Origin of the sequence: Megasphaera sp. ASD88, assembly GCF_002287425.1 — a bacterium.
Taxonomy (GTDB): domain Bacteria; phylum Bacillota; class Negativicutes; order Veillonellales; family Megasphaeraceae; genus Megasphaera; species Megasphaera stantonii.
Window position 1 is genome coordinate 167,759 of sequence record NZ_NQXW01000001.1, and the last position, 26,443, is coordinate 194,201.

Here is a 26,443-nt window from a genome sequence, read left to right on the forward strand (position 1 = left end):
ATTGGGTAAAGGCGGAGGCAAAGGCGGAAAGTCAGGCTTAGGGAAAGCGTTAGGCCTTGTTGGGGCTGTGGCCGGGTTTGCATTTCCAGGGATGTTTGGGATTTCTTCTGGGCTTTTATGGGTACAGAGAACAGCCGGAGCCATTATGGGGTTGTCTTTAGGCCAGACAATCGGGTCGGCATTAGACCCTATTGACCAAGAGACAAAGGCAAGTTCGTTCGATTCCAAGATGAATACCGTCGACTCGGATGCTCGTATTCCTTTGGTGTATGGGACCCGAATGATTGGCGGATTACAGTCTTGGCACCAAACCAATTCAGATGATAAATGGTTAATTAAAGACGTAATCCTCGGTGAAGGGCAGTTCAGTGGTGCATACGGCTTGACAGCCAATGGCTACTTATTGAAACCGAACGGGAATATCCCGACGGTTGTTCGTCAGTACACGACAAACAGCCACTATATGTCCTCTATCAGCACTGGGAATAATCCTGTTTTTGGGCTAATTAACTGGAAATATCCAGACGCATCCGTTGAAATTAAAAATGGCGGATGGGGACGGCCCACTGATAACGATAAGCAGCTTATTCTTCGTTGGGGAACCAACGAGGTAAAGATTTGGTTGCAAGACCCAGTAGATTTAAATGACGATAGTTCCAATGATTATAATTGCTCTTTCTCTTTGTTGTACCAGTATCTCGAAGGGATTCATTATGATACCAATTTTGCAGCGGAAGGGTGGCAAGTAGTCAACCCTGTTGTTATTTCTGACCCGCCGGAAGATTTAGCTACGTGTAGTCGTACAGGCTGTTACCAAAAGCCAGTCATGTTCCGGCTGGAATCATATGACGCCACAAACGATTCATGGATTCAGTTTTTTGATGGCACACAGGGTGCGCCGGAATATTACGAAAAGTCCGGGGCATACCCCAACATGGCATATCTCCATGCGTACCTTAAATATTCCGACAAGTTGGGGGCAGGGAACCCTACAGTAGTCTGTATTGCACATGGCCGTAAAATTTACGACACACGGACCGGCAAGACCGACTATTCGGAAAACCCCGCGATGATTGTCCGAGACTTTTTGATTAACCGAACGTTCGGCGCAGGGCATTTCATCACAGCGGACATGCTTGATGAGGATTCCTTTAAGGATGTGGCGAATTATTGTGATGAAATTATTACGAGTACCGATGGCGCAGGGCGTTCCATTACGGAACCCCGTTACCGGCTGAATATCGTTGTCAACGAAAAGCAGACTTATCTTGAGACGTTGCAGAATATGTTGGCTTGCTTTGCCGGGTTCCTCGTATTTACCAACGGGAAAGTAGCACTAAAAGTAGAAAAAGCCGAATCGGCGGTTTATTCTTTTACGGACGATAATATTATCGCCGACAGTATTTCCTATAAGGCCGACTCTACGGCAGACAGCCCGAATCGCTACAACGTAAAATACATCGAACCGAACCTTAACTGGACGGCAGTCCCGGTTATCGTGGAAGATTTAGTAAGCCAGGCGGCAAGCCCGATTGGCCGAGGAAAAGTCATTTCCAAAGATGTTGAGCTGATTGGGGTTACAAGCCAGTCCCAGGCTTCACGGTTAGGGAAAATTTATCGTGACCTTGTACGATTATGCCCCATCACCATGACCTTTAAAACTGGGATGCAGGGGATGCATTTGGAACCGGGCGATGTCGTGTTGGTTTCGCATAAAATGGTCGTTGAAGGCAAAGAAGTGGATTTGTTCAAGGATATGCCGGTGCGTATCTTGCAAATCCAAGACGACAACGGCGAATACACGCTGACTTGTCGTCAATACAACGCATCCATTTATGACGACCGATTCGGTGGTAACTTACAACTTCATTCGTATACGCCGATTCAGCCCGGCGACGAGGAAGAAATTATGCCCACGGCTGTCCCTCAACCAGAAAATCTAAGTGCCTACACCGTGTATAAGCAAGGGCCAGATGGTGCGGTTGCCTACGATTTGGTTGTTAAATATGACTTGCCGGATGGTTATGGAATTGAAACTGGTTTGGTCTATTATAAAACCAATGAAGATTACGACTTGGAAAACGCCGGTGTTATTGAAGAAGATGTCCCGGCTGACGAAATTGGTTTTTCTCGTGAGTGGAAATATGCCGGTGACGCGCCTGGCGAATTCATTTTTAGTAACGTGAATGTGGGCGTAACGTATAAAATCATGGTCCGCTGCCGTAACATTAATGGCGGCGTTTCGTCCGAAGTCGGCGCGCCTACGGAAACCATTACGATTGCCCGCAAGACAGAAGTCCCGAACACTCCTGCAGGTTTCAGCGTTGTATTTGGGCAAACGTGCAAATTTGTCTGGGAGCCGGTAACAAACTCTGATGTCGACTTCTACGAATTGCGTAGCGACGAAAACGCAGGCGAACAGGAAGGATTAATTGCTAGAACAACCAACACGAGCGTTGAAGCTTCATTAACCGAACGGACTGGGACGGTCTATTTGTTCGCTCATAATGCTACAAAAGCCTATGGTTATCCTGCGGTTTTGGAATACAGCAAGGAAGAACCGCCGACGCCAGAAGTTCCTAAACTAGAGGCTAAATTAGGTGGCTTTAGCATTACTGCCGACCCAATCCCTAATGGATGCATGGGGATGAGCATTTATATTAGTGCTTCTGGTGCTGATAATGCAGATACCGTCATCTATACACAAAATAACGTCTACTCTCATATGTGTGGAGCAGGTATTTACGACGTACAGATTGCCTACAAGGACATCTTCGGCGAAGGCAATAAGTCTCAAGTCTCAAGCGTCCTTGTAAAAGTGTTGGTTGACAACGACTTTTTGGATGACGAAGCGGTCAGCGTAGAAAAAATTGATAAGGTTATCCAAGATGCTATCGACCAGGGCATTGAAGCTAAGAATCAAGTAGTCCAGTTAGTTGGCAACTTGAATTCTGAGGATGGGGCAAAGAACTATTCGGCGTTGGTACAGCTTGAAGACGCAATTAATCTGCGAGTCAAAAAGGATGATGTGATTAACCAAATCAATGTATCCCCAGAGAGTATCTTAATTGATGGTAGCAAGGTTCATGTGACTGGTGACACTATTTTTGATAATAACGTTATCACAAACGGTATGGTTCAAGCCGGAGCCATTTCGACCGATAAATTAGCGGCCCAAGATATAGCTATCGGCGTTGACCCGACGACAGGCATTGTGGGTGGCGCAGTTCGGCTTGACGAAAATGGTCTTACGGTAACAGGAGATATGGGACGTCGGTTGTCTTTGACGACCAAGGCATGAGCTTTAAAGATTCTTTAGGGAACCGCTTTGCTGGCGTCGGCCGATTTTGTACAGGTGTTGCTTCCGACGGAGACAAAGTTAGGTTTAGCACCCCTTGGGATGTTGTGCCGTCAGTGCTTATTTTCCCGTCTAATTTACAGACATCTGCTGTTGGATATTCTAATGTCAATATTTACCAAATGGTATCAGCATCTGAAATATCTACAGCCGGATTTACCGTAAACTGCCGGAGTATTTTAAAAGCCGGTTCTGGTGGACAGGTTATTGTAAATAAACAGTTTGCCGATTGGAATGGCACTGATGATGGTGGATGGAAAGAATATTCGTATACATTCCCAGTTACATCAAATGCTAACTCCATGACATTTGCTGTATCTGTTTCTGGTTGGGGACACGTTATGGAGTATCGGGACCCTCATTATTACCAATATGGGCAATGCAATGTAGATGTAAAATGGGTAGTAGATGGCGTAGCTGTTCAGGATTGGACGAATGTTATATATCACGCTCAATCAGCTACAGTAACCAAAAATATAGAAAAAACAATTCCCGTTACTGGGAAAAAGAATGTTGTTTTTTATGTAAAATTCTATGGTGGGAAAACTGGTGATGGGAGTGGGGACTTAAGCTATCCACCTTGCTCTGGCACCGCTTATGTAAACTATTACAAATCAGATGTCACCACCGACACGGTAATTACTAGAGGGAAGGCCGGTTTTATCGCAGTCGACCCCAATACTGTCCCGTATCGCATTGAATAGGAGGCATTGTGGCATACAAAATTTACAAACAAAAATTACTCCATATCCTTGCAGAGCAGCAAGAGGATGGGAGCTACGTCATCAAACCTTATAGGTACTCAGAAAACGGTGACGTGGAGTTGCTTAATGCGGATAGCACACAAACCATGCCGCAAGAAATTTTTGAACAAAATTATGAAGTAGTGGAGGAATAAGTGAAGCGACAAGCATTTCAGCGCGGGGAAATCCGCGATTCAAACGACAATATTATCCAAGCCGGTTCATATGGCAAAAAGTCGCCGTTTGTCACAAAGGATAACCAAGGTATTCTTGACTATATCATAAACAACTTCCAGGCGTTGTTTGATATGGTCAGCGGAGCCTTTATTTACGTAGACAACTATGCTTCATTGCCCGAAGCCGGCTTAGATAATGCATTTTATGTGACGAAAGATGACGGTAAGACGTATCGCTGGGACGGGGAATCATGGGTTTTAGTTTCTTCGTCCGTGGATGGTTTGTCTGCATACGAGATTGCCGTAAATCATGGTTTCGAAGGCAGCGAAGACGAATGGCTTCAAAGCCTTATTTGTCAAGTTATCGACGCCGAAGTGGATGATAACGGCAATCTGTTCTTTAATTTCAACAATGGGGTTAAGGTAGAGACACCGATTCAGCCGATTATTGATGCTATAAAATATCGCGACGAAGCAGCGGAAAGTGCGACCGAGGCGAAAACAAGTGAGACTAACTCGAAGACATCAGAACTTAATGCTAAATCTTCCGAGACAGCAGCTAAAGCGTCGGAGAATGCGGCGGCGGAATCTGAATCTAATGCCCAGGTCAGCGAAACTAATGCAAAGGCATCCGAAAATTTAGCTCAGGCTTGGGCCGTATCGGAAGGTTCCCCAGACAACCAAAGCGACAACGAAAGCCCTACAGGAAAAACTAGAAGTGCTCGTTCATGGGCGTTAGAAACGATTGCGGCGAAAAAAGCTGCGGCAGTATCGGAGGCTAACGCAAAGGTCAGCGAAACGAACGCCAAGGCGTCCGAAGTGTCTAGTGCCAATAGCGCATCTGCTGCGGCATCATCAGAAACCCATGCGGCAAGTAGCGAAACGTCCGTGGCCCAAGCGTTAGCTGAAATTAAAGTCATCCAAAATTCCCTTGAGAGCGCGCTCTCAAAAGTTACTGGCATGGCTAAGTATTGTGGCTCGGTCAATAACTACTCAGACTTGCCGACAAGCGGGAATAAAACTGGTGATGTGTGGAATGTTGTGAATGCTGATTCCTCGCATGAAATCAAAGCTGGTGACAATGTTATCTGGAATGGGGCTGGATGGGACAACCTTAGTGGCTTCGTAGATTTGTCCAATTACCCAACGAATGCGGACGTGTCAAAAGCTGTGGTTTCTGTCACTTACAGCAACGACCAATTAACATTTATTCAAAAGGATGGCAGCCGTATTTCTACTACGGTGAATAATGTTAATTCTGCCGTTAAGGCCACATATGATGGTAATGGGCGTAACATAGCCAATACTTACGAAACCCAAAGCGATGCGTCTAGTGCGCATCAAGAACTAAGCGGGTATATTAACGGTATCGTATCTGGGACAACAACTGTAGGGAAAGCCAAACAGGATGCTTCCGGCAACATCATCAATGAAACATATTTGCGACAGGATGTAGCTTCGAGTGTTTACGAGAGTAAATCGCAAGCTAATAGCTTGGTCAAAACAGTTACGGAAAATGAGGGGAAAGTCACGGTTACGACTCAAGCTGGCTCTCAGAATAGTTTTTACACCGGTTTGAACTTATTGCAACGTAATAAGAAATACGCTGTAGGCGATATAGCGTATAGCCCAAATCTTCCTAGTTGGGCATACCTAGAATGTATTCAAGCAGGCACAACGGGTGCGGCTGAACCCGACCTCCAAAGTAGTGGGGGGGGGGTACTAACGTCTGATGGGAGTGTACGTTGGCGCATTCGAGACAAAAGATGCCGCTATGAAGTTGGCGATATAGTGCCTAAATTGGTATCACCCAAGGATTACGAATATTTGCTTATATGTGACGGCAGTAGCTTTGATACGAGTAAATACCCTTTATTGGCTGAGGTGTTCCCGGATGGAGTATTGCCAGATTTAAGAGAGCGGTATCTCGAAGGAGCTGCTACATCAAAACAATATCGGGAAGCAGGGTTGCCGGGGATATATGCTGCGGTTGCTGCTAAAGACGCTGTTGCATGGGGGAGTACAGGCGGAGCCTTTTACCTTAGTGGAGATTATTACAATGGGCCATTAGGGAATGGCACGCAACCATATGCACAGAATATACTCAATTTCAATGCGTCATTGTGCAGTCCGATTTATGGCAAATCTGATACAGTACAACCTGCTTCTTATACAGTTACTTACTATGTGTGTTGCGGAGGATAAAGATTGAATATAAACGATGTGATTACAGACGGTACGGCAAAATTTGTCGTCCGCTCTATGGGATTTTTGGATTTACTGGATGCCCTTCATCCTATTGGAGATATTTATTTGACAGTAAAAGAAGGGACTCCTTTTGCCAAATTTGGTTTCGGCCAGTGGAAACTTGTAGGACAAAACAAATGTCTCTGGGGGGGGGGGTACTGATAATGTAGCAGGGACGGAAATCGAAGCAGGTTTGCCAGAAATATATGGCAACACTGATATAGGCGGATTCTCTGGGATATATTCTGAGGCTAGTGGCGCGTTCCACTCAACGATTGTTGTTCCTAATACTACTGTTGCTACGGTAGCAAGTGCGGACACTCATTTAGAAGTAGTAGATTTTATGGCTTCTCGGTATAACCCTATTTACGGCAAATCTACTACAGTACAACCACCAGCTTATATAGTATATATATGGCAGCGAATAGCATAGCAAGGAGGATATATGCAGGAAAACGATATAATTACAGATGGAGCAGCCAAGTTTAAGGTTGTAAGTAAATCAATGTTACATTGGTTTGACATTATATACCCAGTTGGGAGTGTATATGCAACAACGAAAAAAGGGAAACCCTTTGAACTTGGCGAATGGGAATTAGTCGGGCAAGACGGGACTCTCTGGGGAGTAGGAGAAGATGAAGAAGCCGGGCAGAAGAAAGATGCTGGCCTACCGAATGCGACCGGCTCTTTTGCCACCTTTAATTGGTGGGACAAGTCTGGTGCTGGAGAGACTGCGGATTATGGAGTTATTCGTAGGCGGTACAATAACAATACAAAGGCGAGCACGGTTGCTGATAATAGTGGCGGAAAAGGATTTTTTAATACGTTTATAGACGTTGAATTATCAGGCGGGAATGGTATTTATGGCAACTCAGATACAGTTCAACCCCCAGCATACACCGTCTATTTTTGGCATAGAATTGCTTAGGAGGATATATGATACAGGAAAATACAATTATTACGGACGGTTCATGTAAGTTCGTAGTACGAAATATTGGTGGGGGGGGGGTAATTTCTAAAGGTTTCATTGCGATGTTCGATGGGACTTTTCAGAACGGATACCCCATAGACGAAACCACAGGACTTCCCGATACTCATTGGCATATATGTGATGGCACGAATGGGACTCCCGATTTGAGGGATAGGTTTATTGTTGGTTCAGGAAGTTCATATAAGGTGGGCGACAAGGGCGGCGAAGAAAAACATAAGTTAGCGGTAAACGAGTTACCAGAAAGAACTGTTGTTTCTTTTAAAAACACTAGCGGGAAAGGTATTACCACCCAACCAATTAGAGTCTGGAATACCGAACTTGAGACGATGGTGAATAATGGCTGGGGAGATTGTAATATTTATGACGCTAAAAATAATGTAACCCCACCATTAACCTCTGGTAATTTATGGCAACCCCACGAAAACCGACCACCATATTACGCTTTAGCATTTATTAAAAAGATTAGATAGGAGAAATTATTGGACAATATGATTACAGACGGGACAGCTAAGTTTGCTGTCCGCAGCTTCAAATTCAAGGATATTTTAGTTGGCGTATTAGACGCCATTTTCCCCGTCGGGAGCATTTACTTGACAACAGCCGAGGGTAGCCCATTTGAAAGCTTTGAATTTGGCACTTGGGAACTTGTGTCGCAGGATAGATGCCTGATGGGGGGGGGGGCTAAACACCCTGTAGGAGAGAACGTAGAAGCAGGGCTGCCAAATATTATAGGTGGTGCTAATTTTAGAGATTGTACTACCGAAAATAGAGATACGTTAATGCAAGCACACGATGCATTTTATACTAAAAAAACTCTTTGGAAAGGCCGTCATGGGTCACTTACTATAGAAGCGAACGAAGACCCATATTATAACTATTTATATATGGATGCTTCTCGTTGTAGCAGCATCTACGGTGCATCCGATACGGTACAGCCCCCTGCGTACACGGTTTATGTGTACAAAAGAATAGCATAAGGAGAAATATGGAACTATCACAAGATTTACAAAATAAAATTAACGCTGTCGCTGTTACGAGCCAAATCAATAAACTATTAATTAAAGTAGCATTGGCGATACTTACGGGGCAGCCATACGACGACATCAAGACTGAATATGAATCAAAATTAGCCGCTGTAGATGATACAGTGGCTTTATGTATGCCAGATTACTTCCCTGCTTGGGATGGGAACGGAGTAGCTTATGAAGTTGGGCAAAGGGTTGTGTATGATAATGTTTTATATAAAGTCATCACAGCACACACATCACAAGCTACATGGACACCTGTGGATGCTCCGTCATTGTTTGCCAAGGTGCTGACCTCCGACGATGGAACGCCATTACCTTGGGAGCAGCCAGACTCGACGAACCCATATATGAAGGGCGACAAAGTGCTCTATAATGGTAAGGTTTATGAGTCGTTGATTGATAATAATGTTTGGGCACCAGACGCGTATCCTGCAGGATGGAAGGAAATAGGAGACGCAGAAACATGATGTTGAATTACTCTGTAACCGAAGTTTTAAACTTGTTAATGATTATTGGGGTTTTAGCTACATGGTTCCACTATGTAGCCTTGCGCCCTATCAAGCAGCTTTTGTTTGCGCTCAAGGATGAAATTAAAGAGCTGTCGGTCGAAATAAAAAACAGTCGGGAAGACCGCCGACATTTTGCGGAAAAGTTGTCTGGCCTTGAAGAAAGTCTCAAAGCGGCTCATGCGCGTATCAAGGAATTACGTCAAGAGCTTTTGACGTTGCGGCGAGAAGTAGAGGATGGCAAGAAATGATAGAAAAAATCGTCAACCTTTTAAACAGCGTAACATCTAAAGCTGTGGCGTTAAAAAAGCCTATTTTATGGGTTGTCATGGCTTACTTATTGGCTGTAGCTTTTATCGTTGCTGCGGTCATTGTGGGATGGGTTGCCTTATGGTACACGAGTGGCAACCCTAATATACCTCAGGGGTTGCAAATCATTCATGAATTGGTTGGCCCGTCTACGGTTGCTTTCGTGACTTTCGTTGCGGGTTGCTTCGTAGACACTAATAGCAATAATATCCCCGACAATATGGAAAAGAATGTTTCGAAAAGTGAACCTCAAAAATTGCACAATAAAAATGAAAGTCCGGCAGTTAATTATTGTCCTGGTAGACGGAAAAGTAAAAATAATGGAGGATTGAATAACTAATGTTAGGAGAATTATCAGCACGTTATGAATCAAACGGCGATTGTGGCTGCATTTCAAGCGGCTACAATGACGCCGGGGGTAAATCTTACGGTACGTATCAGTTGGCAAGCGCAGTCGGCAGCGTAGATGAGTACATCAGCTGGCTTTGCGATAAAGGGTATTGGTTCGGTAAAGAGCTGGCTAAATATCAGGTAGTTAGTTCTGAATTTGATGCGACATGGCGATGGCTTGCGGAAACCAATAAAGCCGACTTTGAAAAGTCCCAGCACGACTATATCAAGGAAAAGTATTACGACCACGCAGTTGCTCTTTTGGCTTCTAAAGGCTGGCACATTGAAAACCACAGCGAAGTCATGAAGGATGTTGTTTGGTCAAGAGCTGTCCAGTACGGCATTGGTGATGGCTCTGGGGCGAATGGCGGCGTAGATGAAATGTGGGACGATGCGGTACACCAGATGTGGAACGTCAACGATGGCGGTTATACGGGCTATCCTAATTTGTCCTATATTGACGATGCACGGTTCGACTATGACTTCATCTATGCCATCTACATTCTGGTTTGCTCAAGCCCTGAATGGAATAGCTCGGCCTTGCGGGATAGCCTGAATAACCGATTTGCGGACGAATGTAACAGAGCCTTGGCACGCTTATAGGTGACTCAATGTGGAAAGCCGTAAAAATCTTTTGCCTGTGCTTGGCGTTGTCTTGTTCATCTGCTTTTGTTTTGCCATCGCAAGCTGCGTCCACGATAGCAACAACGCAGCAAAAGCAGACAGTGACAATATCCGAATCACAGTTGAGCAATCTCAAAAGGACAGCCAGCGAGCTACGGATGAAATTGGAACTGCTCAACAGCAACTCTCAAGCGGACAAGAAACGCTTGGAAGAGCTAAATCAACAGTTGCAGACTTACGAGAATCAAATCAATCAAGCGCAGACCTCATTGGCCAATGCACAGACTTACTTGACGAACTTGACCGCCAACTTGGAGAAATTGGGAACTCAGGTAAATGAGTTGGAACATAAGTTGGCCGTCAAGAATCGTCAAAATAAGACTGGTTGGACAGTTGCTGGGATTGCGTTGTTGATGGCCGTAACAAAATGACAAAAAAGCCAAAAGAGCCAATTCTTTTGGCTTTTTTTATTAGAAAAATTAATATCAATATGGTAAAATAAAATTAAATAGCGACTATTAGAAAACCATGGAAGAGGTTTTTGTATGAATCCATATGTGCAAGATAATGAATTTCCAGATTCATTTCCTCGGAATTTTGTGAGTGAAATTTTGCCAGAAAACGCAGTCCCGATAAACTTAAATGTTTATCGAGTATGTTTAGAAGGGGTTATAAATGCAGAAGCATTTCAAAGTTCTTTTGAAGCCGAGTCTCGACTAATCAGGCCAAGAGAACTTGATTTAAAAGACCCGTCGACGTATTCAACTAGTTGTTTCGAAAAAGCAAAAGACATAAAAAGAAGTTTAAAAATGTTTCGAAAGAAAAACCATCCTAAAGCAATAGTGGCTAGAGGAGAAACTGGTACTACTCATGGACTAGTTTTACAGGCTCCGCATAAGAGCAAAACAAGCCATGTAAATTGGTGGATTTATAAAGGACATGATGTGTCTGGGAATTTTACAGATGTTACAGATGAGATTGTAGGGGGAGAATAAAGTAATGAAAATACCAAAGCCATATTTTACCAATGTCCCCCATGTTGGGGATTTAGAATTTTATTATGCTTTTTACATGCTTGAAAGACCCATTTTATTTATTTGCAAAGACGCTAACAACAACGTTTATTTGTGTTCATGTTGTGAGTTGTACCCAGAATTACAATGGGTAATAGCTAAGATTTCTATTCAAGAGATACTTTCTTTAATCGATAATAAGCTTTCACTGTTTGACATTTTCCAGTCAAGTGAAAACAAATGGGTTGCCGAATGGAAAGAAGGAGATTTAACAGAACGTATTTATGAAGTGAATTTATTTGACGATGATATGTTGCCTGACCAAGGCGAATTCCTAGATGCAGAAGATGGCGAATTTAACGATGTTGCTTCTGTGTTATTGGCAGAAAATATTGACACTAATGATATTCAATATGACCAAGACGATGGAGTTGGGGCTTCCGAATACTTCTCCGAAGGGGTTTATGTATGTAACTTTAATTGGTCAAGTGAAATTAACCAAAAAACGATTAGTCTTGCTGACAATTTCTCATCAGCGGCATAGTAAAAAAGGAGGGGTTGATTTTGGAAGAAAGTCACGTTCAGTTTAAGCAACCAATGTTAGAAGAATGTTGCTTTAGTGTTAATAAAGGTTTTTTTAAAGCGGACAAAAAAAACACAAGTAAATCCCAAAAAATAAAGTTACCATTAAAAACCGAAATTAATGTGGGGGAAATAATAGATAATAAATCGTTTGTCTCGTTATTGGTAGAAGTTGGCGAGAAAAATAACAATACCCCATTTTACGCTCGCACCAAAATGAGTAGTTTGTTTGTTTTAGGAGAAGGCTTATCAGAAGATGAATGTGAAAGTTTTTTAAAAATAAATGCTCCGGCATTATTATTGAGCTACACTCGTCCCATTATCGCATCGTTAGTTAACGATGCTGCCCTTCCTAAATATAACATTCCTTTTATAAATTTTACTAAATAAAAAAAATGATACCACCAAGAAACTCTATGTGGTATCATTTTTTTATGGTGTTTTAGAGTTAAAATAGATTGGAAAATATTGGAAAAGAGGTCTAAGGGCTACCTCCGAAAAATGGCTTAACCAAGCCGTTTATTAAGTTTTTTAACGCCGGCCTTCGCATCCGTGAGGTCGAGGGTTCAAGCCCCTTCATCTCCACCATGGAAAAGACCCTGAGCGGGGTCTTTTTTTTGTGTGAAAAATTGAATGCAGCTAGTAGCATTTTGCCGTGCGGCATGCTATAATACAGTAGCTTACTAGAAGTCATTGCAGGGAGGAAGACAAGCCGAATGAAAGTACAGCAGCGAGTACGAGTTGCCATGTCGGTTTCCGTACCGGGAATAGCCGCGCTGAAGCGGATAGAATTATATATGCGGCAAAATCCGGATTTGACGATAGCTTCGTTGTTTGCCTTAGCGACGACGATTGCCGTTCCCGTTTCGCCGGAGCAGCTGGTCGGGAGCATCAACGCGCCGCTGCTGGCGACGTTGTTCTGCCTGATGGCGATTATTGCCGGCTTTCGCCGCGGCGGCGTCTTGACCTATGCCTACGGCCGATTGTTTTCCGGAGCCGTATCGGCGCGCCGTCTCGTGCAGTTTTTCGTATTCAGCTGCTTCTTTTTCTCCATGGCCGTGACGAACGACGTGTCGCTCATCATCTTTGTGCCCCTGGCCATTGCCGTACTTTCGGCGGCAGGCATGGAAGACCAGCTATTGTTTGTCCTGACCTTTCAGACGATTGCGGCGAATATGGGCAGTATTCTAACGCCTATCGGCAATCCGCAGAACCTGTTTATCTATTCCTATTATCAGATGAATTTAGCCGAATTTCTTCGTATTACGGGGCCGCTGACGGCGTTCAGCGGGCTGCTGCTGTGGGCTGTTACGTATTATATTCCCAAGACGGCTGTCTCCGTGCCCGACGGCGAGGCGCCGACGATGGGGCGGCGAAAAGGGCTGGTCTTTGCCCTGTTGTTCGGCGTGTGTATCTTAGCTGTCCTGCGTCTGATCACGCCGCTGGTGATGTTTCTCATCGTCTGCCCGGCCTTGCTTTTGGCGGACAGGCAGGTATTTCGCGACGTCGATTACAAGCTGCTCTTGTTGTTCATCTTTCTATTTATCGGCGTAGGCAATATCGGCCGTCTGCCGATTATGGCGGCAGGCCCGGCTCAGCTGCTGCAGGGCCATGAATTTATGCTGTCCTTACTGCTCAGCCAGGTTCTGAGCAACGTGCCGACTGTCGTTCTCCTCGCTCCCTATACGGATGCAGCGCAGGAACTGCTGCTGGGCGTCAACGTCGGCGGCTTGGGTACGATTATCGCTTCCATGGCCAGCATCATCTCTTTTAAGGCCTACTTAGGAACAGCTCATTGCCGTCCTCTGCGGTATTTGGCCTTTTTCACGGCGGCAAACGTCGTGTTTTTAGCCACTGTCTTGGCAATGGAAAGCGTTTTTATCTAATTCAATACGAATCTACTAAAAGTCATCTGTGGACTTTTCCGGACATTGTCATCTTTTAGCCACACGATTGTCGTCATGCAGTCGTGCGGCTTTTTTGCGTGTAGGAGGTAATTGTATGAACGAAACCTTTATGAAAGAGAAACCGATGTTGCCGCTCATCGCGTCTATGTCGCTGCCGGCTGTCGTATCAATGATCGTCAATTCATTATATAACATTATCGACAGCTTTTTTGTCGCCATGATCAGCGAAGATGCCCTGACTGCGGTATCACTCGTATTTCCCATGCAGAACTTCGTCAACGCCGTGAGCATAGGCTTCGGCGTCGGCCTGAATGCGGTCATTTCCATCTGCCTGGGAGCTAAGCAGAACGATACGGCCCATACGGCGGCGACGCACGGCATGGTACTGTCCGTCGTCCACGGCGTCGTGCTGACAGCCGTGACCTTCGCCCTGATTCCGTCTTTCCTGCGCATGTTTACCGACGACGAGGCTGTCGTATCCATGGGGTTAACCTATGCCTATATTGTCTTTGGATTTTCTACGATATTGACCATCGGCCTGGCCTATGAAAAGATGTTTCAAGCCGTCGGCAGGATGAATGTGACGATGATAGCCCTTATCTGCGGATGTCTGACGAATATTGTCGGCGATCCCATTTTGATTTTCGGCTTCGGCCCCATTCCGGCTATGGGGATCGCCGGCGCGGCCTGGGCGACGGGACTGGGGCAGACCGTGTCGCTGGCCGTATACCTTGCCGTATGCCGGTATAAGACTCTGCAGGTACGTATTTCGTCGGCCTATCTGGTATGGAATCCCCTGCTGGATAAGCGGCTCTACGGCATCGGCATTCCCGCCGTGCTCAATATGGGCCTGCCGTCGCTGCTCGTATCGGCTCTCAACGGTATGCTGGCGCCTTTTTCGCCGATATACGTCGTCATCCTCGGCATCTACTATAAACTCCAGACCTTTCTGTATATGCCGTCCAACGGCATCATTCAGGGCGTGCGGCCCCTTATCGGCTATAATTTCGGCGCTGGGGAATATGGCCGCGTCGGCGCACTGTATAGGACGACGTTAGGGCTGAACAGCCTCATCATGATCGGCGGAACCGTTGTCTGCTTTGCTGTTCCAGATGTACTCATAGGCTGGTTTACGGAAAATCCCGAAACGGTACGCCTCGGAGCGTCGGCCCTGCGCATTATCAGCTGCGGCTTTATCGTGTCGGCCCTATCCGTTACGGCGTCGGGAGCTCTTGAAGGACTGGGGAAGGGCGTACCGTCTCTGCTGATATCCCTCCTGCGCTACGTCGTCGTCATCATTCCGGCAGCGTTTGTCTGTGTCAGCCTGTGGGGCCCCGACGGTATTTGGCACTGCTTTTGGATAGCGGAAGGCGTTGCGGCGTTGCTGGCTTTCTTCATATACAGGCGAACGGCGGCGGCTGCCATGGGGAAGGCAGGTAAATAGCTGGTTTTTTCAGGTATTTTTCTGTATAATGGTAACGATGTCACTTGTATGTCAGCAAGGAGGAACTGCGATGCTGCAAGAAAAAAACGGTATTTTTTATATTACCTTTGATATATTTAAGGCGCTGCCTAATGTGACCGCCGCCGTATCGGCGCGGAAGGGCGGCGCGAGCGGCGCTCCCTTTGCGTCTCTCAACATGAGCTTTTCCAGCGGCGACGATCCGCGGCATGTCCTGGAAAACCGCCGCCGCTATTTGTCGGCCCTGCACGTCGTGCCGGAGCACATCATCTGCTGCAATCAGGTACACGACGTCAACGTCGTTCAGGCCGGACGGGCCGACCGGGGACGGGGGGCCTTGGAGCGGGAGAGCGCGATTCCGTCGTGCGACGGCCTGATGACCGATGAAACCGGCGTGCCGCTGACGATGAATTTCGCCGATTGCACGCCCTTGCTGTTCTGCGATCCCGTGCACCATGCTGTCGCCGTAAGTCACGGCGGCTGGCGGGGAACGGCGGGAAACATCGCGGCGGAGACGCTGCGGCGCATGGGCGAGGCCTACGGCACGGAGCCGGATGACGTGCTGGCCGCCATAGGGCCGGCTATCGGGCCCTGCTGCTTTGAAGTAGGGCAGGAAGTCGTCGATGCATTTGCTAAGCTGTTTTCGCCCTTGGAGATGAAGGAACTGACCCGGCCGGCAGGGAATAAATACTATTTCGATTTGCCGAAGGCAAATCGGCTGCTTCTGCTGCGCGCCGGCATTCGGGCGGAGCATTTGGAAGACGCAGGCCTTTGCACCTATTGCCGCGACGACCTCTTTTTCTCGTACCGAAAAGCCAGCAAGGCCGGCGAACAAACGGGCCGCCATATGGCGGTTATCATGTGGAACGAAGGAGACTGAGCTGTGAAGGATATTCGCATCATTGCAGGACGAGATATTCGGCCTGACGCCGCGGCATCCCTGGCTTTGGCCGGATATGGAAAGGACGAGGCCAGTCAGGCCCAGGGCAAGGCCTTATTTGCCGAGCTGGAGCGCCCCGTCCGTCAGGTTGTCCGGCCGAAAGCCGCCCTGGCCTTTGCCGACGACGGACAGGGGCGTATGGGATTGTACGCCGTCCTGACTATAGGGGCTGCCGTGAGCCGGCAGAGTGCTATGTACGTCGCCCGCAAGGAGTATTCGGAGGCCGTCCTGTTCAGCGCCATGGCGGACAGCTGTCTGTTTTCTTTCGAACGGCAGCTGGGCGAAGCGATACGGGGCCTTTGCCGTGAACAGGGCTGCGGCATTGCCAGTCGGCATGAGGCCGGCGTGGACTGCGGCTTTTCCCTGCAGGAACAGGCGGTGCAGGCCGTCGAAGCCGGACGTACCTTAGGCGTGACCCTGACGGAGCATCATATGCTGCAGCCCGAGAAATCCATGGCAATTTTATATGAATTGACAGACGACCCGGACGTATTTCATATAGAACACGATTGCCGGCGCTGCGGCAATGCGTCCTGCGCCTTGCGGAAGGAAGAGACGCAGGAAGAGTATATTCGTTGTCCCAAGGGCATGCGTATCAGCCGATGGCTGCGGCAGCAGGGATATATGGACAGCTTTCCCTGCGGTGAAACGGGCCGGTGCGGAAAATGCCGCGTCCGCGTCGCAGAAGGAATGGTCACCGTATCGCCGGAGGATCGCGAACTGTTTACGCCTGCCGATTTGGCTGCCGGCTGGCGGCTGGCCTGCAAAGCCGTGCCGTCAGAAGACGTGCAGATTGTGATTCCTAAGAGGAACCGCGGAGTTCTGGCGGCTCTTGGCCGCGACGGCGACGATTATGAAGCGGATATCGGACACTCGTACGGTCTGGCCGTCGATATCGGCACGACGACGCTGGCCCTTTCCTTGGTAGATACGACGGCAGGACGCACGGTTCATACGATTACGGCGGCCAACAGCCAGCGGGCCTTCGGTGCCGACGTCGTCAGCCGCATACAGGCGGCGAAGGACGGCAAGGGGCCTCAGCTTCGCAAGGCCGTCTGCCATGATTTGCAGCAGATGTTTCACCAGATGTGGGATACATATCCGCAGGCCAAAGACCGCTGCCTGAAGGCTGCCGTTGCCGGCAACACGACGATGCTCCATTTGCTGATGGGCTGGGACTGCGGCGGGTTAGGTTCCTGGCCGTTTCGTCCCGTATCTTTGGGCGGAGATTGGTACTCGTGGAAGGACGTATTCGGCGAGTACGACGGGTTTTCCAATCAGCCTGTCGCCTTGCTCCCCTGCATCAGCACCTATGTAGGGGCCGATATAACGGCCGGTATTTGGGCCTGCAGCCTCATGAAGTCAGAAGAAACGACGCTTCTGATCGATTTAGGGACGAATGGCGAAATGGTTCTGCGCAGCGAAGCGGGCCTCCTGACGACGGCGACGGCTGCCGGCCCGGCTCTGGAAGGGGGAAGCCTGCAATGGGGAACGGCCAGTGTGCCTGGGGCCATCTGCGGTGTAACGATGAACGGCGTCCGGCCGAAGGTGCGGACTATTAACGGCGCGCCGCCTGTCGGCATTTGCGGCACCGGCGTTATCGAGGCCCTGGCGGGCCTTATCGAAACAGGTCTTGTCGATATGACGGGCAAGCTGAAGGAACCGTATTTTCGGCGGGGCTTTCCTTTGGCGACGACGCTAGACTGCGAGCAGATCGTCATGACGCAGAAGGATATCCGCGAGGTTCAGTTAGCGAAAAGCGCCATCTGCGCCGGTATAGAGACACTTCTCTGCGAAGGCCGGATGACATGCGAAGATATAGACCGCGTGTATATTGCCGGAGGGTTCGGCTATTATTTGCAGCCGGCCAAGGCCGCGGCCATTGGATTGCTGCCGCCGCAGCTGGTTCATAAGACTGCAGCGGCCGGCAATACGTCCCTGGCCGGTGCTGCCGCTGTACTGGCAGACAAATCGGTTTTGGACGATATGAAGAAAATCTGCCGTCATGCCGGCGAGGTCATACTGGCCAATAACGACTTTTTCCAGTCGGCATACATCGAACACATGAATTTTTAACGCTGCGGCGTTATGTATATATAAGGGGTAATGAAAATGACACGAGAAGAATTTCGCCGCCTGCTGGAGCAGGGAATCGTAGTCCTGGACGGGGCGACGGGGACGAATTTGCAGCAAGCCGGCATGCCTGTCGGCGTATGCCCGGAGCAGTGGATATTGGAACATAAGGAAGCCCTGCTGGATTTGCAGCGCCGCTTCGTCGCGGCAGGGACGCAGATCCTCTATGCACCGACCTTTACGGGAAACAGGCTGAAGCTGGCCGAATATGGTCTGGAAGACAAGCTGACGCAGATAAACGGAGAACTCGTCGCCCTCTGTAAGGAAGCGGCCCAGGGCAAGGCCTATGTTGCCGGCGACATGACGATGACGGGGCAGCAGCTCTATCCGATGGGCGAGCTGACGTTTGACGAATTAGTATCTATTTATAAAGAGCAGGCGAAGGCCTTGTATGACGGCGGCGTCGACTTGTTTATTGTCGAAACGATGATGAGTCTCCAGGAGACGCGGGCCTGCGTGCTGGCCATTAAAGAAATCTGCGATTTGCCGATTATGGCCAGCCTGACCTTTGAAAAAGACGGCCGCACCCTGTACGGTACGCCGCCGGAAGCAGCCGTCGTCGTGCTCCAGTCTCTCGGCGTCGACGCCGTCGGGGTGAACTGCTCGACGGGACCGGAAGACATGGCAGCTATGATTCGGACGATGTACGATTACGCTGATATTCCCTTGCTGGCCAAGCCTAACGCTGGATTGCCGGAATTGGAAGACGGCCGGACAGTGTATCGCATGACGCCGGAAGAATTTGGCCGCGACGGCAAGCTTCTCGTCGAAGCGGGGGCCCGCATCGTCGGCGGCTGCTGCGGCACGACGCCGGAACACATCAAGGCTTTGAGCGGCGCCGTGCGGGATATGCCGCCCCGACCGATTCGGGCCGTACGCCGCCGTGTACTGGCCTCGGAACGGCAGGTGACGGAAATTTCCTTATCCGGGCCCTTTCAGATTATTGGCGAACGCATCAATCCGACGGGGAAGAAGGCCCTGCAGGCGGAACTGCGCCAAGGGAAGCTGTCGTTAGTCCGCCAGATGGCCCGGGAACAGGAACAGAACGGCGCGGCGATTCTCGACGTCAACATGGGCACGAACGGCATCGACGAAAAGGCTATGATGGTCAAGGCTATTTATGAAATCACGGCCGTATCGGGATTACCTCTGAGCATCGACTCGAGCTATCCTGAGGTCATTGAAGCAGCGCTGCGCATATATCCCGGCCGTGCCCTGATCAATTCTATTTCCTTTGAACGGGAAAAGATAGACAAGCTCCTGCCGATCGCCAAAAAATACGGGGCCATGTTTATCGCCTTGCCCTTGTCGGACGAAGGCATTCCCGCTTCTCTAGAAGAAAAGCATGCCGTATTGGATGCCCTGTTGGCCGAGGCCTACGCCCAGGGCTTTACGAAAGAAGATATCGTCGTCGACGGCTTAGTCGCCACTGTCGGCGCAGCGCCGTCAGCGGCTCTCGACTGCCTGGCAACGTTTATCCACTGCAAGCACGGCCTGGCCCTGCCGACGGTATGCGGCTTGTCCAATATTTCCTTTGGCCTGCCTGGCCGGGCTTATGTCAACATGACCTTTTTGGCGATGGCGATTGCCAGCGGCCTGACCATGGCGATTGCCAATCCGTCGCAGGACATGCTCATGAACGTCGCCGCGGCGTCGAATATGCTTATGAACAAAGAGGGCGGCGATATGGCGTATATCAAGCGGATGCAGTATTTTACCGCAAAGGAAGAAGAACGAAAGCGGCAGGAAGCGGAAACGGCACAGCGCTCTCAGGCAACTGGAGGGCAAACTGCTATCCTATCTTCCGATAAAGCGGCTGCCGATCCGGTATATCAAGCCGTCCTCGATGGGGAACGCGACGCCGCTGTCCGCTATGCTGAAGAAGCCGTAGCTCGGGGCATGTCGCCGGAGCAGGTTATCGACGAGCTCCTGATTCCGGCCATTAACCGCGTCGGAGAGCTGTACAACCAGCAAGTGTATTTCCTGCCCCAGCTCATCGCCAGTGCCAGCGCTATGGAACGGGCTATTGCCCTGCTCGAGCCGCTTATTGAAAGGAAAGGCCAGAAAGAATCGGCTACGGTCGTCATCGCGACGGTAGAAGGCGACGTCCACGACATCGGCAAGAACCTCGTCGGCCTGATGCTGCGCAACTACGGCTACCGCGTCGTTGATTTGGGAAAAGACGTGCCCGCTTCGGCCATCGTTGCCGCGGCGCTGGAAGAAAAGGCTTCGATTATCGGTTTATCGGCCTTGATGACGACGACGATGATGCGCATGAAGGACGTCATCGCCGAAGCGGCGGCGAAGGGCTACGGCGGCAAGATCATCATCGGCGGAGCCGCCGTAACGGCCAGCTTTTCCGATGAAATCGGCGCCGACGGCTATTCAAAGGATGCGGCGGACTGCGTCAAGCTCGTGTCGGATTTGTTGTCCTGCTAGGAGGAAACGCCTGTGAAGCTGCGAATATTAGTAGACAATTATACCTTTATCGACCAGTACTACGTCGGCGAGCCCGGCCTTTCCTACTATCTGGAAGAAGACGGCAAGACATGGCTGTTTGACGCCGGCTATTCAGATATATTCCTGAAAAATGCCTTTTCCATGAATCTGCCGATGCATGCCCTCGACGGCGTCGTCATTTCTCACGGCCATAACGACCACACGCGGGGCCTGCTGTATCTGCACGAATGGTATGAGAAGCTGGGACGCTACGGCGTGCCCCTGCTGGCCCATCCGGCGGCCTTTGCTCCCAAACGCGTCGGAACGCTGGACATCGGCTCGCCAATGACGGCTGAAGCCCTTTCAGGCGTTTTCGCCCTGCGCTTGGAAAAGCAGCCCTTATGGCTCAGCCCTAAGCTGGCGTATTTGGGAGAAATCGAAAAGACCAATTCTTTTGAAGGCCATCGTCCTATCGGCAAGACGAAGGTCGGCGGCCAGTGGGAAAGCGATTTCGTTTGCGACGACACGGCGCTGTCCTATCGGTCGGAAGATGGGCTGGTCGTCATTGCCGGCTGCTCTCATGCCGGTATCTGCAATATTATCGAGCAGGCCAAGCGCGTCTGCCGGGACGAGCGGATTGCCGCCGTCGTCGGCGGATTCCACTTGATGAATCCGGATCCAGATGTATTGGAGCAGACCGTTGCCTATTTTAAGGCCCTTCAGCCCGGCGTCGTCTACGCTGCCCACTGCTGTGATTTCCCGTCGAAGCGCGCCTTAGCCGACGTCGTGCCGGTCAGGGAAGCCGGCGTAAATTTGGAGTTGGAATGGGTATAGGAGGACGTTATGAATCAACTGCGGTATAACTGGGCGATAATCGGCTGCGGTACTATTGCCCATGAATTTGCCCAAGGTGCGGAACGCCTCGGCGGCCGCATATACGGCGTAGGGAACCGGACCCAGGAGAAGGCCGCAGCCTTTGCCCTGCAGTACGGCATAGAAACAGTGTACGACCGGCCGGAAGACGCGGCGCACGATCCCAATATAGACATCGTCTATATCGCCACGCCCCATAATCGTCATATCGAATACATCCTGCCGGCGCTGCAAGCGGGAAAGCACGTCTTATGTGAAAAGGCCATTACCCTCAACAGCGGCGAGCTGAACCAGGCCATGGAAGCGGCACAGGAAAATGGCTGCATTTTAGCTGAAGGCATGACATTATATCACATGCCTTTGTATGAAGAACTGCGGAAGCGCTTCGAAGGGGGAGCGTTAGGCCGGCTGCGCCTGGTGCAGGCCAGCTTCGGCAGCTATAAGCCGTACGATATGACCAATCGCTTTTTCAGTAAGGAACTGGCTGGGGGCGCGCTCCTCGACATCGGCGTGTACGCCTTGTCCTTTGCCCGCTGGTTTTTATCGTCCAAGGCGACGCAGGTCCTTTCGCAGGTCTCCTTAGCGCCGAGCGGCGTAGACGAGCAGTCCGGCATCCTCCTGCAGAATGAAGCGGGAGAAATGGCTATATTATCCTTATCCCTTCATGCCAAGCAGCCTAAGCGGGGCACGGCCGTTTTCGACAGGGGATATATAGAAATCTATGATTATCCCCGCGGCAGTAAGGCTGTCGTTACGTATACAGATGACGGCCGCCAGGAAATCATAGAAGCCGGCCATACGGACATGGCTTTATGTTATGAAATCCTGCACATGGAGCAAGCCGCAGCAGGCGAAGGCAACGCCATGTATTTGCAGTATACGGCCGACGTGATGGAAACCATGACGACGCTGCGGCGGCAATGGGGATTGACTTATCCCGAAGAAGCATAACGATAATCATGAAAAAGGCTCTGATCAGGGCCTTTTTTTGTATGCTTTTTGCCAGCAAAAACAAAAAATATGGGAATGTCTAAGTGATTTGACAGAAAAAACGCAATCTGTCCTATTTACTGTGGTGTTTTATTGTAATAAAATTAGGTACAGATTAAAGAACATCGTCTTGTGCCGGCGTCGAGACCGAAAGGAAGGATGCGTTATTTATTCGCACACAGCAAGAAGACAACAACCTGTTTCGACAAAATCACTTTGCATGACTGCCGTTTGTATGGCTGTCGTATTTATGATGACGTTTATGCCGCGTATTCCCATTCCCTTTGGCTATGCACACTTAGGCGACGCCGTTATTTTTCTGCTGATCCTGTTTCTTCCGCGCCGTCAGGCTGGATTCGCTGCATCTATCGGCTCGGCCTTTTCTGACTTGTTAGGCGGATTCCCCATATGGATTCTTCCGACGCTGGTTATTAAATGGGTCATGGTAGAGATAGTTTTCCGTATGGCTGCGATAACCGCAGCGGGAGAACGGCCCTCGGTCTTGTCTATGCAGATGCTGCTGGCCTTTTCTGTATCGGCGCTGTGGATGGTCATTGCCTATGCCGGGGCAGGCGCCTTATTATACGGCAGCACCGGAGCCGGCTTGCTCATGACGCCGGGACTTATCGGTGAAGGAGTGATTAACGTCGCAGCGGCTATGGCCGTCGGAGCGGCATTGCAGAAGGCAGCGGAGTGTTTTTAGGGAAACGAGGTAGCGTATGAAGCATCAGAAAAAAATTGCCTTGATCAACGACGTGACAGGATACGGACGCTGTTCCGTCGCCGTAGAACTGCCGATTATTTCGGCGCTGAAAATACAGGCCTGCGTATTGCCGACGGCGATCTTGTCGGTTCATACGGGATTTCCGACGTACTATATTGACGATTATACGGACCGAATGAAGCCGTACATGGAAAATTGGAAGGAAAACAATTTGACCTTTGACGGCATATCGACGGGATTTCTCGGTTCGGTGCAGCAAATCGAGCTGGTGCTGGACTTTTTGCGGACCTTTAAGAAAGAGGGCACGACGGTCATCGTCGATCCTGTCATGGGAGATTACGGCAAGCTCTATTCCTCGTATACGGAGGAACTGTGCCGCGGCATGCGGCATCTGCTGCCCTATGCCGATGTCATCACGCCGAACCTGACCGAAGCGTGCCGACTTTTACGGATTCCTTATCCTGAAGATGGCCGTACCACGCTGGCAGAGCTGCGCGATATGGCTGGAGCATTATCGGGGTTAGGGCCGGAAAAACTGGTCATTACGGGGATTCACTGCGGGGAAGACATCGGCAATTATATTTATGAACGCGGCGCAGAGCCGCAGCTGCTGAAGACAAAGAAAATCGGCAGCGACCGATCGGGAACGGGCGACGTTTTCGCCGGCATCGTGTCAGGCATCGTCGTTCAGGGCCGTCCGCTGATAGAAGCCGTCTGTACGGCCGCCGATTTCATCACTAAGACCATGATATACACGGAAGAATTAGACTTGCCGCACAACTGCGGCTTGGCTTTTGAAGAATTTTTGACAGAATTGAAGTAGGGAGGAAATACTCATGATAGTGTATGCTTATGACAAGGGAGAATATATCACTCTCGAAGAAAGCTTAAAACGCCAGCCTGAAGGAAAACGCGCCATATACGTGAACCTGACCAACCGCTGCACTTGTTCGTGCACCTTTTGTCTGCGCAGCATGAAGAAGATGGCCGAAGAAACGACGCTGTGGCTTAAAAAAGAACCAACTGTCGCCGAAGTACAGGCCTTGCTCGACGCTGCGCCGTGGGACTACGTGGGCGAAGTCGTATTCTGCGGATTCGGCGAACCGACAGAACGGCTGGAAGATTTAAAGAATTTGCTGGCTTATGTAAAGCAGACCCATTCCGATGTGCTGACGCGGCTGAATACGAACGGCCTGTCCGACCTGTCCTATGGCCGCGATACGGCGCCGGATTTTAAGGGCCTTCTCGATACCATTTCTATCAGTCTGAACGCATCCAATAAGGAACGCTATTTGGAATTGACCCGCAGCCGCTTCGGCATACAGTCCTATGACGCCATGCTGCAGTTCGCTCAGCGATGCAAGCAATACGTGCCGAACGTCGTCCTAACCGTCGTCGATCACGTTGAAGACAGCGAAGAAATCGCCAAGTGCCGGGCCATATGCCAGGAACGAGGCCTGACGCTGCGCGTGCGTGTCTATGAAGACTCGTAAAACGTTGTCGCATTCACAACTGCATATCGCCGACTCATATACTGTTCAGCTTAACCTGGACAGTATTTTTTATGGCAATTATTATTTTGCTGAAAGATATAGTTAGCATAGAGCGCAATGATAATCGTTTGACAATCAGAAATATGATATGCTATTCTCAATACATGCAGCAGGTTACAGTGACGGTTCAATATTTTTAATCAAGTATAGTATGCTGGCTTCAGGAGGAGATCATAGATGATAAAGGTGCTTTTTGTCTGCCACGGCAATATTTGCAGATCTACCATGGCGGAGTTTGTCATGAAGGAATTGGTGCGGCAGCGGGGGATTGCTGATTTGTTTTATATTGCTTCGGCGGCGACGAGCCGGGAAGAGATTGGCAACGATACTCATTGGGGAACGAAGGAGAAGCTGCGCGAGCAGGGGATTCCTTTTACGAAGCGCAAGGCCGTGCAGATTACCAAGGCCGATTACGAGGCGTACGATTATGTTGTCGGCTTTGACCGGGAAAACGATTATGAAATTCGCCGCATTTGCGGGCCGGACGATGACGGCAAGGTATACTCTCTCTTGTCCTTTGCCGGACTTGACCGCGAAGTAGCCGACCCGTGGTATACGGGGAATTTTGATAAGACCTATGAAGATGTCGATATGGGCTGCCGGGCGTTATTAGCGTATATATTGCAGAATAAGTAGGTGGAAACTGTGAGACGATGGTGAAGCTGATGTTTTCATGAGGGAGGGAAGAAGATGCGGGAGGTAAGCTGTTGGGACGGCTTGTGTGTCGGCATCAGCGGGACGACGCTGAAATGGCTGGCCTTGATTTCCATGACCATCGATCATATAGGCGTGTTTTTCTTTCCCGGATGCATGGAGCTGCGTATGATTGGCAGGGCAGCGTATCCTATCTTTGCCTATATGGTAGCCGAAGGCTGCGCTCATATGCGTCGTAAGCAGCGATACTTTCTTTCTGTTTTGGGAGTAGGACTGCTGTGCTCTGTCGTCAGTTATATAGCCGATGGTAATTTGTACCAATCTATTTTCATTACCTTTGCCTGTTCGATTGCCCTTATTTTCGGATTATCTTATGTGATGCAGTACCGTCAGGTCCGACGGAGCGCTTGTCTGGCGATGTTTGGAACGGCAGGAGGCCTCGTTTTCTTATATGTTCTGTGTCATGCTTCCTTTGTGCCGGGCTTTGTTATAGATTATGGGTTTTGCGGCGCCGTTACGCCCGTCATGATTTGGCTAGGAACGACGAGGACGCAGAAACTGGCTGCTCTGACGTTCGGGCTGTGCTGTATTTCGCTGGAGCTGGGCGGCGTTCAGGTCTTTTCCTTAGCGGCACTGCCTCTTTTAATGTTATATAACGGCCGGCGCGGAACGAACGGCGGGAAATATATATTTTACCTGTATTATCCGGCTCACTTAGCCATTTTGTACGGCATTGTCCAAAGGCTTCGGCTATGATACCGGGATTGGCTGTTGTATAATATGCGTAAATTGTCTTTTGTC

Annotated in this window: 28 protein-coding genes; all 28 read left to right on the forward strand. The window is 49.4% G+C overall.

Translation table 11 applies throughout. From position 1 onward, the window contains the following. Position 1: 1 nt before the first annotated feature. The 28 genes from CJ260_RS00925 (at position 2) to CJ260_RS01055 (ending at position 26,398) form a co-directional block, all read left to right on the forward strand. Positions 2-3,301: a phage tail protein gene (locus CJ260_RS00925; RefSeq protein WP_095628810.1), complete on the forward strand. Its 3,300-nt coding sequence runs from the start codon at positions 2-4 to the stop codon at positions 3,299-3,301. Further along, complete coding sequence (locus CJ260_RS00930) at positions 3,298-4,062, forward strand: hypothetical protein (RefSeq protein WP_095628811.1); 765 nt, start codon at positions 3,298-3,300, stop codon at positions 4,060-4,062. The genes CJ260_RS00925 and CJ260_RS00930 overlap by 4 nt, the downstream gene beginning before the upstream one ends. Positions 4,063-4,070: 8 nt before the next feature. After that, the gene (locus CJ260_RS00935) at positions 4,071-4,256 is read left to right on the forward strand and encodes a hypothetical protein (protein WP_095628812.1); all 186 of its coding nucleotides are present in this window, start codon (positions 4,071-4,073) and stop codon (positions 4,254-4,256) included. Beyond that, positions 4,257-6,482, forward strand: a complete 2,226-nt coding sequence (locus CJ260_RS00940; RefSeq protein WP_095628813.1) for a tail fiber protein — start codon at positions 4,257-4,259, stop codon at positions 6,480-6,482. It abuts the gene before it with no gap. A gap of 3 nt (positions 6,483-6,485) precedes the next feature. Continuing rightward, positions 6,486-6,686 carry a hypothetical protein gene (locus CJ260_RS00945; RefSeq protein WP_095628814.1) on the forward strand — a complete coding sequence of 67 codons (201 nt, stop codon included), beginning with the start codon at positions 6,486-6,488 and terminating at the stop codon, positions 6,684-6,686. A 283-nt stretch (positions 6,687-6,969) separates the two neighbouring features. Continuing rightward, positions 6,970-7,452, forward strand: a complete 483-nt coding sequence (locus tag CJ260_RS00950) for a hypothetical protein (protein WP_095628815.1) — start codon at positions 6,970-6,972, stop codon at positions 7,450-7,452. A gap of 8 nt (positions 7,453-7,460) precedes the next feature. Continuing rightward, complete coding sequence (locus tag CJ260_RS00955; RefSeq protein ID WP_095628816.1) at positions 7,461-7,985, forward strand: hypothetical protein; 525 nt, start codon at positions 7,461-7,463, stop codon at positions 7,983-7,985. A gap of 18 nt (positions 7,986-8,003) precedes the next feature. Beyond that, entirely contained in the window at positions 8,004-8,492 is a 489-nt protein-coding gene (locus CJ260_RS00960) for a hypothetical protein (RefSeq protein ID WP_143747665.1), read from the forward strand. 8 nt (positions 8,493-8,500) lie between these two features. Next, complete coding sequence (locus CJ260_RS00965) at positions 8,501-9,010, forward strand: carbohydrate-binding protein (RefSeq protein WP_095628818.1); 510 nt, start codon at positions 8,501-8,503, stop codon at positions 9,008-9,010. Then, a complete protein-coding gene (locus CJ260_RS00970; protein ID WP_095628819.1) occupies positions 9,007-9,300 on the forward strand; it encodes a hypothetical protein in 294 nt (97 codons plus the stop codon). The genes CJ260_RS00965 and CJ260_RS00970 overlap by 4 nt, the downstream gene beginning before the upstream one ends. Further along, positions 9,297-9,698, forward strand: coding sequence for a hypothetical protein (locus tag CJ260_RS00975; RefSeq protein ID WP_095628820.1), 402 nt, complete (start codon positions 9,297-9,299; stop codon positions 9,696-9,698). The genes CJ260_RS00970 and CJ260_RS00975 overlap by 4 nt, the downstream gene beginning before the upstream one ends. Then, a complete protein-coding gene (locus CJ260_RS00980) occupies positions 9,698-10,351 on the forward strand; it encodes a hypothetical protein (protein WP_095628821.1) in 654 nt (217 codons plus the stop codon). Before CJ260_RS00975 ends, CJ260_RS00980 begins: the two co-directional genes overlap by 1 nt. 179 nt (positions 10,352-10,530) lie before the next feature. Further along, entirely contained in the window at positions 10,531-10,803 is a 273-nt protein-coding gene (locus tag CJ260_RS13065) for a hypothetical protein (protein ID WP_233127850.1), read from the forward strand. A gap of 114 nt (positions 10,804-10,917) precedes the next feature. After that, on the forward strand, positions 10,918-11,367 hold the full coding sequence (locus tag CJ260_RS12660; RefSeq protein ID WP_143747666.1) for a hypothetical protein: 450 nt from the start codon (positions 10,918-10,920) through the stop codon (positions 11,365-11,367). 4 nt (positions 11,368-11,371) lie between these two features. Continuing rightward, entirely contained in the window at positions 11,372-11,929 is a 558-nt protein-coding gene (locus CJ260_RS00990; protein WP_095628823.1) for a hypothetical protein, read from the forward strand. 20 nt (positions 11,930-11,949) lie between these two features. Continuing rightward, the gene (locus CJ260_RS00995) at positions 11,950-12,357 is read left to right on the forward strand and encodes a protein-export chaperone SecB (protein WP_095628824.1); all 408 of its coding nucleotides are present in this window, start codon (positions 11,950-11,952) and stop codon (positions 12,355-12,357) included. A gap of 326 nt (positions 12,358-12,683) precedes the next feature. After that, positions 12,684-13,853: an SLC13 family permease gene (locus CJ260_RS01000; RefSeq protein WP_095628825.1), complete on the forward strand. Its 1,170-nt coding sequence runs from the start codon at positions 12,684-12,686 to the stop codon at positions 13,851-13,853. 115 nt (positions 13,854-13,968) lie between these two features. Further along, positions 13,969-15,318: an MATE family efflux transporter gene (locus CJ260_RS01005; RefSeq protein ID WP_095628826.1), complete on the forward strand. Its 1,350-nt coding sequence runs from the start codon at positions 13,969-13,971 to the stop codon at positions 15,316-15,318. Between the two features lie 70 nt (positions 15,319-15,388). Continuing rightward, positions 15,389-16,216, forward strand: a complete 828-nt coding sequence (gene pgeF / locus CJ260_RS01010; protein WP_095628827.1) for a peptidoglycan editing factor PgeF — start codon at positions 15,389-15,391, stop codon at positions 16,214-16,216. Between the two features lie 3 nt (positions 16,217-16,219). After that, on the forward strand, positions 16,220-18,352 hold the full coding sequence (locus tag CJ260_RS01015) for an ASKHA domain-containing protein (protein ID WP_095628828.1): 2,133 nt from the start codon (positions 16,220-16,222) through the stop codon (positions 18,350-18,352). Positions 18,353-18,388: 36 nt separating this feature from the next. Further along, positions 18,389-20,848 (forward strand): homocysteine S-methyltransferase family protein, encoded by a 2,460-nt coding sequence (locus CJ260_RS01020; RefSeq protein ID WP_095628829.1) that lies wholly within the window; start codon positions 18,389-18,391, stop codon positions 20,846-20,848. Between the two features lie 12 nt (positions 20,849-20,860). Beyond that, positions 20,861-21,682, forward strand: a complete 822-nt coding sequence (locus tag CJ260_RS01025) for an MBL fold metallo-hydrolase (RefSeq protein WP_095628830.1) — start codon at positions 20,861-20,863, stop codon at positions 21,680-21,682. A gap of 9 nt (positions 21,683-21,691) precedes the next feature. Then, complete coding sequence (locus tag CJ260_RS01030; protein WP_095628831.1) at positions 21,692-22,672, forward strand: Gfo/Idh/MocA family protein; 981 nt, start codon at positions 21,692-21,694, stop codon at positions 22,670-22,672. A 205-nt stretch (positions 22,673-22,877) separates the two neighbouring features. After that, complete coding sequence (locus CJ260_RS01035; protein ID WP_255378457.1) at positions 22,878-23,414, forward strand: ECF transporter S component; 537 nt, start codon at positions 22,878-22,880, stop codon at positions 23,412-23,414. A gap of 16 nt (positions 23,415-23,430) precedes the next feature. Then, positions 23,431-24,258, forward strand: coding sequence for a pyridoxamine kinase (locus CJ260_RS01040; protein WP_095628833.1), 828 nt, complete (start codon positions 23,431-23,433; stop codon positions 24,256-24,258). A gap of 13 nt (positions 24,259-24,271) precedes the next feature. Next, positions 24,272-24,928 carry a TatD family nuclease-associated radical SAM protein gene (locus CJ260_RS01045; protein ID WP_095628834.1) on the forward strand — a complete coding sequence of 219 codons (657 nt, stop codon included), beginning with the start codon at positions 24,272-24,274 and terminating at the stop codon, positions 24,926-24,928. 237 nt (positions 24,929-25,165) lie between these two features. Continuing rightward, positions 25,166-25,624 carry a low molecular weight protein-tyrosine-phosphatase gene (locus CJ260_RS01050; protein WP_095628835.1) on the forward strand — a complete coding sequence of 153 codons (459 nt, stop codon included), beginning with the start codon at positions 25,166-25,168 and terminating at the stop codon, positions 25,622-25,624. A 54-nt stretch (positions 25,625-25,678) separates the two neighbouring features. Next, positions 25,679-26,398, forward strand: coding sequence for a TraX family protein (locus CJ260_RS01055; protein ID WP_095628836.1), 720 nt, complete (start codon positions 25,679-25,681; stop codon positions 26,396-26,398). Positions 26,399-26,443: the final 45 nt, after the last annotated feature.

Coding starts and splice junctions, on each gene's coding strand:
- CJ260_RS00930 (WP_095628811.1), top strand. CDS start 3,298: ATGAGCTTTAAAGATTCTTTAGGGAACCGCTTTGCTGGCGTCGGCCGA.
- CJ260_RS00950 (WP_095628815.1), top strand. CDS start 6,970: ATGCAGGAAAACGATATAATTACAGATGGAGCAGCCAAGTTTAAGGTT.
- CJ260_RS00955 (WP_095628816.1), top strand. CDS start 7,461: ATGATACAGGAAAATACAATTATTACGGACGGTTCATGTAAGTTCGTA.
- CJ260_RS00960 (WP_143747665.1), top strand. CDS start 8,004: ATGATTACAGACGGGACAGCTAAGTTTGCTGTCCGCAGCTTCAAATTC.
- CJ260_RS00965 (WP_095628818.1), top strand. CDS start 8,501: ATGGAACTATCACAAGATTTACAAAATAAAATTAACGCTGTCGCTGTT.
- CJ260_RS00970 (WP_095628819.1), top strand. CDS start 9,007: ATGATGTTGAATTACTCTGTAACCGAAGTTTTAAACTTGTTAATGATT.
- CJ260_RS00975 (WP_095628820.1), top strand. CDS start 9,297: ATGATAGAAAAAATCGTCAACCTTTTAAACAGCGTAACATCTAAAGCT.
- CJ260_RS00980 (WP_095628821.1), top strand. CDS start 9,698: ATGTTAGGAGAATTATCAGCACGTTATGAATCAAACGGCGATTGTGGC.
- CJ260_RS13065 (WP_233127850.1), top strand. CDS start 10,531: ATGAAATTGGAACTGCTCAACAGCAACTCTCAAGCGGACAAGAAACGC.
- CJ260_RS12660 (WP_143747666.1), top strand. CDS start 10,918: ATGAATCCATATGTGCAAGATAATGAATTTCCAGATTCATTTCCTCGG.
- CJ260_RS00990 (WP_095628823.1), top strand. CDS start 11,372: ATGAAAATACCAAAGCCATATTTTACCAATGTCCCCCATGTTGGGGAT.
- CJ260_RS01000 (WP_095628825.1), top strand. CDS start 12,684: ATGAAAGTACAGCAGCGAGTACGAGTTGCCATGTCGGTTTCCGTACCG.
- CJ260_RS01005 (WP_095628826.1), top strand. CDS start 13,969: ATGAACGAAACCTTTATGAAAGAGAAACCGATGTTGCCGCTCATCGCG.
- pgeF (WP_095628827.1), top strand. CDS start 15,389: ATGCTGCAAGAAAAAAACGGTATTTTTTATATTACCTTTGATATATTT.
- CJ260_RS01020 (WP_095628829.1), top strand. CDS start 18,389: ATGACACGAGAAGAATTTCGCCGCCTGCTGGAGCAGGGAATCGTAGTC.
- CJ260_RS01030 (WP_095628831.1), top strand. CDS start 21,692: ATGAATCAACTGCGGTATAACTGGGCGATAATCGGCTGCGGTACTATT.
- CJ260_RS01040 (WP_095628833.1), top strand. CDS start 23,431: ATGAAGCATCAGAAAAAAATTGCCTTGATCAACGACGTGACAGGATAC.
- CJ260_RS01045 (WP_095628834.1), top strand. CDS start 24,272: ATGATAGTGTATGCTTATGACAAGGGAGAATATATCACTCTCGAAGAA.
- CJ260_RS01050 (WP_095628835.1), top strand. CDS start 25,166: ATGATAAAGGTGCTTTTTGTCTGCCACGGCAATATTTGCAGATCTACC.
- CJ260_RS01055 (WP_095628836.1), top strand. CDS start 25,679: ATGCGGGAGGTAAGCTGTTGGGACGGCTTGTGTGTCGGCATCAGCGGG.